The following is a 13,343-nucleotide window of genomic DNA, read 5'->3' as shown; positions in this document are numbered from 1 at the left end:
TGCTTCTTCAGCCTGACGAGAATAACTTCTCCCGCCAGGCCAGTCACAACATACAAGGAGCGAGCGCAGCTCGCGATGCGCCGCGCGGGCGGCGCTCGCTCTAACAGGCGCTGCCATACCTTGTGGCAAACACCTGTCAGCCCTAAGGCGATCCCTGTGTGTGGCTTGCCGGCGATAGGGCCAAAGCAGGCTGACCTTAATGGGTGGTCAGGCCCGCAGCCCCCATGAACAAGCGCATCACCCAGGCCGCCACACCCAGTGCGGCCACGCTCAACGCCCAGATCAGCACCAGCCAACCCAGCCGCTGCCACAACGGTTTCTTTTCTTCCAGGCCATGCTTGCCAGTCATCATGCGGGCCTCCTAGTGGTAGCCGTCGCCATGGGTCACCTTGCCGCGGAACACGTAGTAGCTCCAGAAGGTATACCCGAGGATGAACGGCAGGATGAACAGGGTGCCAACCAGCATGAAGCCCTGGCTTTGTGCTGGCGCTGCGGCATCCCAGATCGAGATCGACGGCGGGATGATGTTCGGCCACAGGCTGATGCCCAAGCCGCTGTAGCCAAGGAATATCAGCACCAGCGTGAGCAGGAACGGCGTGTAGTGCGCGTTGCGGGCCACGGCCTTGAGCAAGCCATAGAACGTCACCAGCACCAGCAACGGCACCGGCATGAACCACAGCAGGTTAGGCATGCTGAACCAGCGGTCGGCGATCTGCGGGTAGGCAATCGGCGTCCACAGGCTGACGATACCGATCACCACCAGCAGCACCAGCGCCAAGGGCCGGGCGATTTCGTGCATTTTCTGCTGCAGCGGCCCTTCGGTCTTCATGATCAACCAGGTGCAACCCAGCAGCGTGTAGGCCACGATCAGCCCCACCCCGCAGAACAGGCTGAACGGGGTCAACCAGTCGAGGGTGCCCCCGGCAAAATGCCGGTCGACCGCCTTGAACCCTTCCAGGAACGCGCCCAGCGCCACCCCCTGGAAGAAGGTGGCGATCAGCGAACCCCAGATGAATGCCTTGTCCCAGATGTGCCGCTTGCGGGCGGTGGCCTTGAAGCGGAATTCAAAGGCCACCCCCCGGAAGATCAAGCCGATCAGCATCAGGATCAATGGCAAGTACAACGCTTCGAGCACCACCGAGTAGGCCATCGGGAAGGCCCCGAACAGCCCCGCCCCCCCGAGCACCAGCCAGGTTTCGTTGCCGTCCCACACCGGGGCGACGGTGTTCATCATCACATCACGGTCATGCTCGCCCTTCACGAACGGGAAAAGCATGCCGATGCCCAGGTCGAAACCATCCATCACTACGTACATCATCACGCCGAAGATGATGATCACCGCCCAGATCAGCGGAAGGTCGATACCCATGGCTCAGTTCCCCTTGTTCAGGCTGGCGGTGTTGGCCTCGTGGCCATCATCGGCGGCGGACAGCGGCCGCGCCGGGGTGCGTTTGGTGCCGGGGCCACCTGGGTTGATTTCATCACCCTCACCGGTCTGCGGGCCCTTGCGCACCAGGCGCAGCATGTAGCCAAGGCCGGTGCCGAACAGGGCGAAATACACCACCACGAACGCCACCAGGGTAAAGCCAAGCTGCGCATAGCTGTGGTTGGACACCCCGTCTGCGGTGCGCAGCAGGCCATACACCACCCAGGGCTGGCGGCCAATTTCAGTGGTGAACCAGCCGGCCAGCAGCGCCACCAGGCCGGAGGGCCCCATCCACACTGCCATGTGCAGGAACGGCCGCGAGGTGTACAGCGTGCCCCGCTTGCGTAGCCAGAGGCTCCACAGGCCAACGAAGATCATCAGCAGGCCCAGGCCGACCATGATGCGGAACGACCAGAACACGATGGTCGAGTTGGGCCGGTCTTCTGGCGGGAAGTCCTTCATCGCCGGCACCTGCTTGTCCAGGCTGTGGGTCAGGATCAGGCTGCCAAGCGCCGGGATCTCAAGCTTGAAGCGGGTGGTTTCGGCCTGCATGTCAGGAATGCCGAAAAGGATCAGCGGCGTCGGCTCACCGGGCACGTTCTCCCAGTGGCCTTCGATCGCGGCGATCTTCACCGGTTGGTGCTTGAGCGTGTTGAGGCCGTGGAAGTCGCCGATCACCGCCTGGATCGGCGCGACGATCAGTGCCATCCACATGGCCATCGACAGCATCTTGCGCACCGCCGGGTTGTCCCGCCCGCGCAGCAGGTGCCAGGCCGCCGAGGCGCCGACGAAGAACGCGGTGGACACGAACGCGGCCGTGGCCATGTGCATCAGGCGGTACGGGAACGAGGGGTTGAACACCACGGCCAGCCAGTCTACCGGCACTACCCGGCCATCGATGATCTCGTGGCCTTGCGGGGTTTGCATCCAGCTGTTGGAGGCCAGGATCCAGAACGTGGACACCAGCGTACCCAGTGCCACCATCAGCGTGGAGAAGAAGTGCAGCCCTCTGCCCACACGATTCCAGCCGAACAGCATGACCCCGAGGAATCCGGCTTCGAGGAAGAAGGCGGTGAGCACCTCGTAGGTGAGCAGTGGGCCGGTAACCGCGCCGGCGAAGTCGGAGAAGCGGCTCCAGTTGGTACCGAACTGGTAAGCCATGACCAACCCCGAGACCACCCCCATGCCGAAGTTCACCGCGAAGATCTTCGACCAGAAATGGTAGAGGTCGCGGTAGACCTGGTTGTGGGTGCGCAACCACAAGCCTTCGAGCACCGCCAGGTAGCTGGCCAGGCCAATGGTAATGGCCGGGAACAGGATGTGGAACGACACGGTAAAGGCGAACTGCATTCGGGCGAGCTCTAAGGCTTCTATTCCGAACATGGTGCTTCCTCTTCAGATAATCCGGCGTACGGGCTCGTGGCACCGTCGCCCACTGCCCCCACTGGGTCGAGTACGGCGCGTTGGAATTGTTCTGTTCGATCGCAGGGATTCCGGCCCACTGGGCCCATTCGTTAGTTCTGGAACGATTGATCCAGATCAACGACTGCTAGGAAGCATAGTCCTGAATGCACGGTTGGGCCGTGCGGTGAATTGCCGCGTGACCGGTTGCCCCACCGGCTTTCATGACGCGCGAAAAAGTGCTGGCCCGGGCAAACAGTAACTGTTTGTTACAAACAGATGATACGCTGCGCCCCCCTCCACTGCGCCGAGGCCCCATGGTACCGATGTCCGATTCCGCACCGCAGTTGTTGCGCCAGCACCGCCCGTTTCTGGCCTTCTGGCTGGCCCGTGTATTCACCGCCAGTGGCTTCCAGATGCTCACCGTGGCCATTGGCTGGCACCTCTACCAATTGACCGGCAATGTCCTGGACCTGGGCCTGGTAGGCCTGGTCGAGTTCGCCCCTCGGGTGCTGTTCATGCTGCACACCGGGCATGTCGCCGACCGCTACGACAGGCGCAAGGTCGCAGCGCTGTGCCAGAGCCTGCAGGGGCTGATTGCCCTGGCGCTGGCCGTGGGCAGCGCCACCGACAACGTTACCCGGGAACTGATTTTTGCCCTGGCCTTCCTGCTGGGCGCCACGCGCTCGTTCGAAATGCCAGCCACCCAGGCGCTGCTACCCAACGTGGTACCGCCAGGGCTGTTCCCACGGGCGGTGGCCGCTTCGGCCTCGGCCACCCAGTCGGCGACCATCGTCGCCCCGGCGGTGGGCGGTTTTCTGTACGCATTTGGCAGCATCTGGGTGTATGGCCCGACGGTGGCCCTCTACGCCATCGCCTGCATCCTGACCCTGAGCCTGCAGGCACGCGGCCAGGTTACCCAGCGTGGGCGTGCGAGCATCGAGTCGCTGCTGGCAGGGATCCGCTTCATTCGTAGCCGCCCGGACATTCTTGGGGCCATTTCGCTGGACCTGTTCGCTGTGCTGCTGGGCGGTGCCACGGCGCTGCTGCCGGTGTTCGCCAAGGACATCCTGCTCACTGGCCCGCTGGGCCTGGGCCTGTTGCGCTCGGCGCCAGCGGTGGGGGCGTTGCTGATGTCGCTGTGGCTCGCGCGTTTTCCATTCGAGCGCAATGTCGGGCGGACCATGTTCACCGCAGTGGGTGTTTTTGGCGTGGCCACCATTGCCTTCGGCCTGTCCACCTCGTTCTGGTTTTCGCTGGCGGTGCTGGTGGTACTGGGCGCGGCAGACATGATCAGCATGGTCATCCGCAGTTCGTTCGTGCAACTGGAAACCCCCGATGAGATGCGCGGGCGGGTGAGCGCGGTGAACGGGCTGTTCATTGGTGCCTCAAATCAGCTCGGCGAGTTCGAGTCGGGGGTGACGGCGCACTGGTTTGGTACAGTGCCGGCAGTGGTGATGGGTGGGGTGGGCACGTTGCTGGTGACCGGGGTATGGATAAAACTGTTCCCTACACTGGCCAAGCGGGATCGGTTGCACAGCGGTTGATGGGTTGCCGGCCACAGGGCCAATACAGGCTACAGCGAACCCATTCCCCAACGGCCATAGGCCACCGCCGAGCATGCTGGTATGATGCGCGGCTTTTTTCCGCCCCACACAAAACCACGGCAAGCGGTACGGTCTGTGCTTTGCTGTTGGGGTCGATATATTCGTGGCGCCGGGCGCCTTGGGAGCGGGAATGCTGGAAAGGCTGTTTCAACTAAAAGCACACAACACCAACGTGCGCACCGAGATTCTTGCGGGCGTCACCACCTTCCTGGCCATGGCCTACATTCTGTTCGTCAACCCGAGCATCCTCGGCGAGACCGGCATGGACAAGGGGGCGATCTTTGTCGCCACCTGCCTGGCAGCCGCCATCGGCTCCACCACCATGGGCCTGATCGCCAACTACCCGATAGCCCTGGCCCCGGGCATGGGCCTGAACGCGTTCTTCACCTACACCGTGGTGCTGCACATGGGCCACACCTGGCAGGTGGCACTGGGTGCAGTGTTCCTGTCGGCGGTGATGTTCTTCCTGCTGTCGATCTTCCGTATCCGTGAATGGATCGTGAACAGCATCCCACTGCCGCTGCGCTCGGCAATTGCTGCCGGTATCGGCCTGTTCCTGGCGCTGATCGCCCTGCATAATGCCGGCATCGTCGTCGATAACCCGGCAACCCTGGTGGGCTTGGGTGACCTCAAGCAACCGGCCCCGATTCTCGCCACGCTGGGCTTTTTCCTGATTGTCGGCCTGGAAGCACTGAAAGTGCGCGGCGCCGTGCTGATCGGCATCCTGGCGGTGACCGTCGCGGCGATCGTGATGGGCGTGACGCCGTTCGGCGGCATCGTCTCCATGCCGCCATCGCTGGCCCCGACCTTCCTGCAGCTGGATATCGCCGGCGCGCTGGATGTGGGCCTGGTAAGCGTGATCTTCGCCTTCCTGTTCGTCGATCTGTTCGACAACTCCGGCACCCTGATCGGCGTGGCCAAGCGCGCCGGGCTGATGGGCAAGGACGGCCACATGCCGAAAATGGGCCGTGCGCTGATCGCTGACAGCACCGCGGCCATGGCCGGTTCGCTGCTGGGCACCTCGACCACCACCAGCTACATCGAATCCGCTGCCGGCGTCAGCGCCGGTGGCCGTACCGGCCTGACGGCCATCGTGGTCGCCGTACTGTTCCTGCTGGCGCTGTTCTTCGCACCGTTGGCCGGCAGCGTGCCGGCCTTCGCCACGGCCCCGGCGCTGCTGTTCGTTGCGGTGCTGATGGCCTCGGGCCTGGCGGAGATAAACTGGGACGACGTTACCGAAGCCGCACCGGTGGTGGTGACTGCCCTGGCCATGCCGCTGACCTACTCGATCGCCAACGGTATTGCCTTCGGCTTCATCGCCTGGACTGCAGTCAAGCTGATTTCCGGCCGCTACCGCGACCTGAACCCGGCGCTGGTGATCCTTTCCATCCTGTTCGTCATCAAGCTGGGCTGGTTCAACGCATGAGTGCTGCTTTCGACCCCTCCTCCTACGCCACCCAGCTGGACGCCAAGGTCGCCCGGCTGCGCGAGCTGCTGGCACCGTTCGGCGCACCAGAGCCGGCTGTTTTCGACTCGCCACGCGAGCACTACCGCCTGCGCGCGGAGTTTCGCCTGTGGCGCGAGGATGGCCAGCGCCACTACGCCATGTTCGCCCCGGGCGAGAAGCACAAGGCGATCCTGATCGACGACTTCCCGATTGCCAGCCTGCGCATCAACGAACTCATGCCGCGCCTGAAGGCAGCCTGGCAGGCCAGCGAAGCGCTGGGCAACCGCCTGTTCCAGGTGGAGTTCCTTACCACCCTGGCTGGCGACGCCATGATTACCCTGTGCTACCACCGCCCGTTGGATGAGGCCTGGGAAGTGGCTGCACGGCAGCTGTCCGAGGCGCTGGGCGTGAGCGTGATTGGCCGCTCCAAAGGCAAGCGCCTGGTGATCGGCCGCGACTACGCGGTGGAAAAACTCGACGTGGCTGGCCGTGTGTTCAGCTATCGCCAGCCAGAAGGCGCGTTCACCCAGCCTAACGGTGCCGTGAACCAGAAGATGCTGAGCTGGGCGTTCGAGGCAATGGGCGAGCGTGAGGACGACCTGCTGGAGCTGTATTGCGGCAACGGCAATTTCACCCTGCCACTGGCCAGCCGCGTGCGCCAGGTGCTGGCCACCGAGATCAGCAAGACGTCGGTCAATGCCGCGTTGAGCAACCTCGACGAAAACGCTGTGGCTAACGTGCGGCTGGTGCGCTTGTCGGCTGAAGAGCTGACCCAGGCGCTGAACGAGGTGCGGCCGTTCCGCCGGCTGGAAGGCATTGACCTGAAAGCCTATGACTTCGGTACGGTGTTCGTCGACCCGCCGCGTGCGGGTATGGACCCGGATACCTGCGAGCTGACCCGGCGTTTCGAGCGGATCCTGTACATCTCGTGCAACCCGGAAACGCTGGCGCAGAACATTGCTCAGCTGCAAGATACCCACCGTATCGAACGCTGCGCGCTGTTCGATCAATTCCCGTACACGCACCATATGGAAAGCGGCGTGCTGCTGGTCCGGCGCTGATCCGCGCTGCACTGGGGCCTGGCTGGCCCCAGCGCAGCTTGCCAGGAGAGTGATGCCGATGGACCAGTTCAGTGCCATGCAGTCTTTCCGCCGGGTGGTCGATCTCGGCAGTTTCAGCGCCGCTGCCAGTCAGGCGGGGGTCTCGCATACCGTCCTGTCACGCCAGGTAAAGCAGCTTGAACGCCACCTCGGCGCGCAATTGCTCACCCGAACCACGCGCCGCTTGCACCTCACCGAAGCCGGCACATTGTTCTATCGCCATTGCGTGCAGATTCTCGAACAGATGCAGGCGATGAGCCTGGAATTGTCGGAGCATCAGCAACAGCCCACTGGCACCTTGCACCTGGGCGTGGCCACAGCCTTTGGTGAACTGGAGCTGGGTCGCTGGCTACCGGATTTTGTCGAGCGCCATCCCCTGTTGCAGATCGAGCTGCACTGCAGCGACCGCTTCGTCGACCTTCTCGAGGCGGAAATTGATGTGTGCTTGCGGGTCACCGACCAGTTACCGAACTCCAGCCTGGTGGCGCGCCGGCTGACGGGCAGCGAGGTGTTGCTGGTAGCAGCCCCGGGTTATCTGCAGCGACACGGCACACCGGCTACGCCCGACGAACTCACTGGCCACCCCCTGCTCGGCTATAGCCAGCTACCGCACCCACAGCGCCTGCAACTGACCAACACCCAAGGCGAACAGCGCGACATCCTCATGCCCCGACGCCTGAGTGCTAATTCGCCGATGGCCCTGCGCGCTGCCGCCATAGGCGCCCTCGGCATCGCCAGCTTCGACCGCTTCATCGTCCACGATGCCCTGCAGAACGGGCGGCTGGTACCGGTGCTGGAAGGCTGGAAACTGCCAGCGCGCACGCTTTACGCGGTTTATCCACAGAGCCGCTACCTGCCGCCCAAGGTGCGCGCATTGCTGGATTACGTACAGGCGTACTATTCACAAGCGAGGTGGGAAAATTGATTTGTGCGCGATTGACACAAGTCATGGCTGGTTCTGCCCGTATTTGTGCCCTGAACGGTGAGTTAGCCTTTCGTTGACCATCACTCAACAAAGGTACTCCAGCATGAAAGCAGTGCAGGCATTCATCGCAGCGTTGGCACTCGGCACCTTGCCAGTTGGCGCCAACGCGGCACAACCAGTCGTTTCAGTCACCGACCACACGGCCTTGAACTGGCAGGACGTGCCCAATACCAATGGCGCTGTCAGCTTCGCCAACGTTGAAGGCGATATCTTCGGCAAGGGGCCCTACTCGGCCTATGTGAAATTCAGCAAAGGCACCGACAACGGCCTGCACCAGCACAGCCAGTCACTGCCGACGGTCGTGCTGAAGGGGACCTTCTATGCGGTGATCGACGGCAAGCGCATCGAGTATCCGGCAGGCGCCTATTACAATCTGCCGGCCGGGTTGATACATGAAAGTGGCTGCACGGCGGCTGCCGATTGCGTGCTGTTTCAACATCAGGCGGGTGCGTTCGACCTCAAACCCGTTGCAGGCTGAGGCATCGGGGCCGCTTGGCGGCCCCGACGTCTACATCAAAAGTCGAAGAACACCGTCTCGCCTTCCCCCTGAATACGGATATCAAAGCGATACGCCGTTTTCCCGTCCACTTCACAGCGCTTGGCAATCAGCGTCTCGCGGCGCTGCGGCTGCTCGATCAGGTTGAGCACCGGGCACTTGGCATTGAGGGGCGCTTCATCATCGAAATACAGGCGCGTGTGCAGGTGGATGTTGATGCCACGGGCAAACAGGCTGATGTTGATGTGCGGCGCCATCGGTACGCCAGCGGCATTGTTCACCACGCCGGGCTTGACCGTGTACAGCGTCCACTCACCGGCGTCGAAGGTGGTGGCGGTGCGGCCGAAGCTGTTGAACGCGTTTTCCAGGTTGTAGGCATCCTGATACTCGCCGTTGGCGTCGGCTTGCCACACTTCCAGGAACGAGTCGCGCACCAGGTGGCCGTTGCCGTCGTAGACATGGCCGATCAGCTGAATGTGCTCACCCGGGGCGTCGGGCTTGGCCAGGCGGTTCCAGATTTCCTGGTCACGGGTAGGGTTGCCGGCCGCTTCCAGGGCCAGGCCGATGTGCACGTAGGGGCCGGCAGTCTGCGAAGGGGTTTCCGGCAGCAGTTCGATTGGCATGGCGGGGTCCTCAGCAGTTTTCGAAGTGGGTCTTGCGCTGGCCGCGCAGCACGATGTCGAAGCGGTAGGCCAGGCAGTCCATCGGGTTGGCGTTGCTCATGTCGAGCTTGGCAATCAACTGCTGCACGGCTTGCGGGTTGGCGATCGACTTGACGATCGGGCACATCGGGATCAGCGGGTCGCCTTCGAAATACAGCTGGGTGATCAGCTTGGTGGCGATCGACGGGCCGCTGATGGCGAAGTGGATGTGCGCCGGGCGCCAGTCGTTCGGGCCGTTGCGCCACGGGTACGGGCCCGGCTTGATGGTGCGGAAGCTGTAGTAGCCGTCACGGTCGGTCAGGCAGCGGCCGACACCGCCGAAGTTGGGGTCCAGCGGTGCCAGGTAGCGGTCGTTCTTGTGGCGGTAGCGGCCACCGGCGTTGGCTTGCCACATTTCCACCAGGGTATTGGGCACAGGCTTGCCGTACTGGTCCACAACGCGGCCGGCAACGATGATGCGCTCACCGATCGGCAGGCCGCCGTTATTGAAATTCAGCAGCAGGTCATGGTCATGGGCACCGAAGCCCAGGTGGGAAAAATCCGGGCCGGTGGTTTCGCTGATCGATTGCGGAATGCTGACCAGCGCCTGGCGCGGCGAGCGGGCAACGGAGGTCTTGTAGTCGGGGGTGAGGGCTTTGGGGTGCCAGTTGCGATCACGGATCACGAAGCGGCTGTTGTCCTGGGCGGGCATGCCGGTTTCCTCTCTTGGAATTATGGAGATGCACAGGCGGGCTTATTGAACCCTTCGCGGGCAAGCCCGCTCCTACATACAGTTTCCGGCATGTCGCGCGCGGTGAATATTGAAATGAGGCACTTCAAACATATCCATTTGGTTATGCATGACCACCTGGACCTAACACCCGCTGCTGTCGTGAACTAATCTTTCACTTCTTGTTTCACGCTCGGGAGAGCACTCATGGAATGGCGAAAAGGCCGACGCAGCGACAACGTGGTCGATGCCCGGGGCGAAGGTGGCGGTGGGGGCGGCATGCGCTTTGGCGGCGGCAAGGGCCTGGGCCTGGGGGCGATCCTGCTGATCGTCGGCATCGGCTGGTTGACCGGGCAGGACCCGCTGCAGATCCTCGGCCAGTTGGCCGGCCAGGTGGAGCAGCAGCAGACCCAGACCGCGCCAAGCGGTGCTGGCGCCAAGGCGCCACCGGCCAACGATGAACAGGCCCAGTTCGTGGCCTCGATCCTGGGCGATACCGAGGACACCTGGAAGGCATTGTTCGCCGAAGCAGGCAAACAGTACCGCGACCCCAAGCTGGTGCTGTTCAGTGGCCAGGTCAATTCGGCCTGCGGCGCTGCCTCTGCGGCCGTGGGGCCGTTCTATTGCCCGGCCGACCAGCGCGTGTACCTGGACATGTCGTTCTTCCGCGAAATGGAAACCCGTTTCGCCGCGGCTGGCGACTTTGCCCAGGCCTACGTCATCGCCCACGAAATTGGCCACCACGTACAGACCTTGCTGGGGGTTTCGGCCAAGGTCGACGCCGCCCGCCGCAGTGGTCAGCGCATGGAGGGCGACAATGGGTTGCTGGTACGCCAGGAACTGCAGGCGGACTGCCTGGCGGGTGTCTGGGCCTACCAGGCACAGAAGCGCCTGAACTGGCTGGAGCCGGGCGATGTAGAGGAGGCGCTGAACGCTGCCAACGCCATTGGCGATGACCGCCTGCAACAGCAAGGGCGCGGCCGTGTGGTGCCGGACTCATTTACCCATGGCACCTCGGCCCAGCGCGTACGCTGGTTCAAGACCGGGTTTGCCGAAGGTGAAGTGGACCGCTGCGACACCTTCAGTGCCCGTAGCCTCTGATACCTCGCCAACAGGCTGCTGCGTCACCGCTGGAACCCTGGGGCCGCTTCGCGGCCCTTTCCCACCGGTCCGGCGCACCGGCAAGGCCGCGCCTACAAAAACCCGCACGCTTTTTTTTGCTGAAAAAGCGTTTCAGCTTCCCGCAGCATTGCCGATAACCCCTGCATGAATCAGCGGGCATCCAGAACAATAACGCCTGGCGATCGAACATCAAAAGAGCGAAAACTATTTCTGGAGTGCGTGCATGAACAGCTGGTTTGCCAACATCAGCGTCAACCTCAAACTGGGCCTGGGCTTCGGCCTGGTGCTTGTCCTCACCGGCCTGCTGGCCCTGACTGGCTGGACCAGCCTGGGCAGCCTGATCGACCGTAGCAACTGGATGAGCGACATCGGCCAGTTGAACAAAGACCTGACCGACCTGCGCGTGGCCCGCCTGCAGTACATGATCGCCAATGGCGACGATGCCGCGGCCGCCAACACCCAGGCCAAGCTGAACGCCTTCAGCAAGCAGCAGGCCTACCTGGCCAGTACCTTCAAAAGCCCCGAGAACGTCAAGCTGCTGGGTGAGCTGGGGGAAACCATCAGCGCCTACAAGCTGTCGCTGAACAAGATGCGCCAAGGCTACGACGCCACGCGCGCAGCGCGTAGCACCATGGACAGCTCGGCCGCCGGCGCCGACCAGGCCATGGACCTGCTCAGCCAGGAAGTCATGGCCCGCCCGGAAGCCGACAGCGTGCGCCTGGCCCAGTACCAACTGATCAGCCAGGCGCGCCAGCAGTTGCTGCAGGTGCGCATCGACGTGCGCGGCTACATTGCCGACAACAGTGCCAGCAACGAGCAGGCCGCCCTGCGCCAGCTGGATGCGGCACTGGCCAATGTCGACAACCTCAAAGGCCAGATGCCGGGTGAAAGCACACGCCTGCAGCAACTGGAAAGCGCGGTACGGGCCTACCGTGATGCCGTACGCCAGTTCCGCGATGCGGTCGCCAGCATCACCACCGCGCGTGCGGAAATGACCGTACAGGGTGCCGATATCGTCAAGCGCAGCGATGCGCTGTACCAGATCCAGCTGCAGCGTCGCGACGTCGAAAGCAGCCAGGCACGCAGCCTGCAGGCCATCGCCACGCTGCTGGCATTGCTGGTCGGCGTGCTGGGCGCGGTGGTGATCACCCGGCAGATCACCCGCCCGTTGCGCGAAACGCTGCTGGCGGTGGAAAAGATCGCCAGTGGCGACCTGACCCAGCAACTGCGCGTCACCCGCCGCGACGAATTGGGCGTGCTGCAGCAAGGCATCGCGCGCATGGGTACCACCTTGCGCGAGCTGATCAGCGGCATCCGCGACGGCGTGACCCAGATCGCCAGCGCTGCCGAAGAACTGTCGGCAGTGACCGAACAGACCAGTGCCGGGGCCAATAGCCAGAAGGTCGAAACCGACCAGGTGGCCACCGCCATGCACGAAATGGCCGCCACCGTGCAAGAAGTGGCGCGCAATGCCGAACAGGCTTCGCACGCCGCCACCGGTGCCGACGAGCAAGCCCGCGCCGGCGACCGTGTGGTCGGTGAAGCGATCGGCCAGATCGAGCGCCTGGCCCAGGACATGCACCGCTCCACTGAAGCCATGAGCCTGCTGCAACAGGAAAGCCAGAAAATCGGCAGCGTGATGGACGTGATCAAGTCGGTGGCAGAACAGACCAACCTGCTGGCGCTGAACGCGGCGATCGAGGCGGCGCGGGCGGGTGAAGCCGGGCGCGGCTTCGCCGTGGTGGCCGATGAAGTACGCGGCCTGGCGCAGCGCACGCAAAAGTCCACCGAAGAGATCGAAGAGCTGATTGCCGGCCTGCAGCAGGGTACCCAGCAAGTGGCCAGCGCCATGCAAGGCAGCCGTACCCTGACCGACAGCAGCGTGGAACTGGCGCGCAAGGCCGGGGCCTCGCTGGAAAGCATTACCAGCACGGTGTCGGGCATTCAGTCGATGAACCAGCAGATTGCCGCGGCCGCAGAGCAGCAGAGTGCGGTGGCCGAGGAGATCAGCCGCAGCATCCTCAATGTGCGCGATGTGTCTGAGCAGACGGCGGCGGCCAGCAATGAAACGGCAGCGTCCAGCGTCGAACTGGCGCGCCTGGGTGGGCAGTTGCAGACGCTGGTCAGCCAGTTCCGCGTCTGACTGCAAGCCCTGGGACCTCTGAGCGGCCCAGCGCCGGCAAGCCAGGCTGCCACAGCAACGGTGCAGGATCAGAAACAGCGCCGTACCTGTGGGAGATTCTATGGTTCCTGGCAAGGGTAGCCGCTGCATCTTCAGTGCCTGTGAGATTGAGCGCCGCCCGCGCGGCGCATCGCGAGCTGCGCTCGCTCCTTGTATGTTGTGACTGGCCTGGCGGGAGAAGTTATTCTCGTCAGGCTGAAGAAGCA

Annotated in this window: 12 protein-coding genes; 7 read left to right on the top strand and 5 right to left on the bottom strand. The window is 63.4% G+C overall.

The window, feature by feature from the left end; all coding sequences use genetic code 11:
• Positions 1–196 precede the first annotated feature (196 nt).
• Genes QME24_RS23890 through QME24_RS23880 form a run of 3 tightly spaced genes read right to left on the bottom strand, consistent with a single transcriptional unit; the run spans position 197 to position 2,809 of the window.
• On the bottom strand, positions 197–352 hold the full coding sequence (locus tag QME24_RS23890; protein WP_009682264.1) for a DUF2474 domain-containing protein: 156 nt from the start codon (positions 350–352) through the stop codon (positions 197–199).
• Between the two features lie 9 nt (positions 353–361).
• The gene (gene cydB / locus QME24_RS23885; protein WP_280091899.1) at positions 362–1,369 is read right to left on the bottom strand and encodes a cytochrome d ubiquinol oxidase subunit II; all 1,008 of its coding nucleotides are present in this window, start codon (positions 1,367–1,369) and stop codon (positions 362–364) included.
• 3 nt (positions 1,370–1,372) lie between these two features.
• The gene (locus QME24_RS23880) at positions 1,373–2,809 is read right to left on the bottom strand and encodes a cytochrome ubiquinol oxidase subunit I (protein WP_009682262.1); all 1,437 of its coding nucleotides are present in this window, start codon (positions 2,807–2,809) and stop codon (positions 1,373–1,375) included.
• Positions 2,810–3,153: 344 nt separating this feature from the next.
• Between QME24_RS23880 and QME24_RS23875 the strand changes: the two genes are divergently transcribed.
• The 5 genes from QME24_RS23875 (at position 3,154) to QME24_RS23855 (ending at position 8,444) form a co-directional block, all read left to right on the top strand.
• The gene (locus tag QME24_RS23875) at positions 3,154–4,374 is read left to right on the top strand and encodes an MFS transporter (RefSeq protein WP_280091898.1); all 1,221 of its coding nucleotides are present in this window, start codon (positions 3,154–3,156) and stop codon (positions 4,372–4,374) included.
• 190 nt (positions 4,375–4,564) lie between these two features.
• A complete protein-coding gene (locus QME24_RS23870; protein ID WP_009682260.1) occupies positions 4,565–5,860 on the top strand; it encodes an NCS2 family permease in 1,296 nt (431 codons plus the stop codon).
• Positions 5,857–6,942: a tRNA (uridine(54)-C5)-methyltransferase TrmA gene (gene trmA / locus QME24_RS23865; RefSeq protein WP_232893120.1), complete on the top strand. Its 1,086-nt coding sequence runs from the start codon at positions 5,857–5,859 to the stop codon at positions 6,940–6,942. Before QME24_RS23870 ends, trmA begins: the two co-directional genes overlap by 4 nt.
• Before the next feature lie 58 nt (positions 6,943–7,000).
• A complete protein-coding gene (locus QME24_RS23860) occupies positions 7,001–7,906 on the top strand; it encodes a LysR family transcriptional regulator (RefSeq protein WP_232893119.1) in 906 nt (301 codons plus the stop codon).
• A 103-nt stretch (positions 7,907–8,009) separates the two neighbouring features.
• Positions 8,010–8,444, top strand: a complete 435-nt coding sequence (locus QME24_RS23855) for a cupin domain-containing protein (protein WP_232893122.1) — start codon at positions 8,010–8,012, stop codon at positions 8,442–8,444.
• 35 nt (positions 8,445–8,479) lie between these two features.
• Here the strand turns inward: QME24_RS23855 and pcaG are convergent, their stop codons facing one another.
• Positions 8,480–9,085: a protocatechuate 3,4-dioxygenase subunit alpha gene (gene pcaG / locus QME24_RS23850; RefSeq protein WP_009682256.1), complete on the bottom strand. Its 606-nt coding sequence runs from the start codon at positions 9,083–9,085 to the stop codon at positions 8,480–8,482.
• Between the two features lie 10 nt (positions 9,086–9,095).
• The gene (pcaH, locus tag QME24_RS23845) at positions 9,096–9,815 is read right to left on the bottom strand and encodes a protocatechuate 3,4-dioxygenase subunit beta (RefSeq protein ID WP_009682255.1); all 720 of its coding nucleotides are present in this window, start codon (positions 9,813–9,815) and stop codon (positions 9,096–9,098) included.
• Positions 9,816–10,040: 225 nt separating this feature from the next.
• On the opposite strand from pcaH, the gene QME24_RS23840 reads away from it, so the two are divergent.
• Positions 10,041–10,934: a neutral zinc metallopeptidase gene (locus QME24_RS23840; RefSeq protein ID WP_009682254.1), complete on the top strand. Its 894-nt coding sequence runs from the start codon at positions 10,041–10,043 to the stop codon at positions 10,932–10,934.
• A gap of 244 nt (positions 10,935–11,178) precedes the next feature.
• Positions 11,179–13,098 carry a methyl-accepting chemotaxis protein gene (locus QME24_RS23835; RefSeq protein WP_280091920.1) on the top strand — a complete coding sequence of 640 codons (1,920 nt, stop codon included), beginning with the start codon at positions 11,179–11,181 and terminating at the stop codon, positions 13,096–13,098.
• The last annotated feature ends 245 nt before the right edge of the window (positions 13,099–13,343 follow it).

The sequence above is a fragment of the Pseudomonas sp. PARCl1 genome, from assembly GCF_947311875.1.
Taxonomy (GTDB): Bacteria; Pseudomonadota; Gammaproteobacteria; order Pseudomonadales; family Pseudomonadaceae; genus Aquipseudomonas; species Aquipseudomonas juntendi.
The sequence above is the reverse complement of the archived record's forward strand: the minus strand, read 5'-3'. Positions and strand labels throughout refer to the sequence as shown.

Bases quoted from the DNA above. Each gene is read 5' to 3' on its own strand.
- QME24_RS23890 (WP_009682264.1), bottom strand. From the start codon at position 352: ATGATGACTGGCAAGCATGGCCTGGAAGAAAAGAAACCGTTGTGGCAG.
- cydB (WP_280091899.1), bottom strand. From the start codon at position 1,369: ATGGGTATCGACCTTCCGCTGATCTGGGCGGTGATCATCATCTTCGGC.
- QME24_RS23880 (WP_009682262.1), bottom strand. From the start codon at position 2,809: ATGTTCGGAATAGAAGCCTTAGAGCTCGCCCGAATGCAGTTCGCCTTT.
- QME24_RS23875 (WP_280091898.1), top strand. From the start codon at position 3,154: ATGTCCGATTCCGCACCGCAGTTGTTGCGCCAGCACCGCCCGTTTCTG.
- QME24_RS23870 (WP_009682260.1), top strand. From the start codon at position 4,565: ATGCTGGAAAGGCTGTTTCAACTAAAAGCACACAACACCAACGTGCGC.
- trmA (WP_232893120.1), top strand. From the start codon at position 5,857: ATGAGTGCTGCTTTCGACCCCTCCTCCTACGCCACCCAGCTGGACGCC.
- QME24_RS23860 (WP_232893119.1), top strand. From the start codon at position 7,001: ATGGACCAGTTCAGTGCCATGCAGTCTTTCCGCCGGGTGGTCGATCTC.
- QME24_RS23855 (WP_232893122.1), top strand. From the start codon at position 8,010: ATGAAAGCAGTGCAGGCATTCATCGCAGCGTTGGCACTCGGCACCTTG.
- pcaG (WP_009682256.1), bottom strand. From the start codon at position 9,085: ATGCCAATCGAACTGCTGCCGGAAACCCCTTCGCAGACTGCCGGCCCC.
- pcaH (WP_009682255.1), bottom strand. From the start codon at position 9,815: ATGCCCGCCCAGGACAACAGCCGCTTCGTGATCCGTGATCGCAACTGG.
- QME24_RS23840 (WP_009682254.1), top strand. From the start codon at position 10,041: ATGGAATGGCGAAAAGGCCGACGCAGCGACAACGTGGTCGATGCCCGG.
- QME24_RS23835 (WP_280091920.1), top strand. From the start codon at position 11,179: ATGAACAGCTGGTTTGCCAACATCAGCGTCAACCTCAAACTGGGCCTG.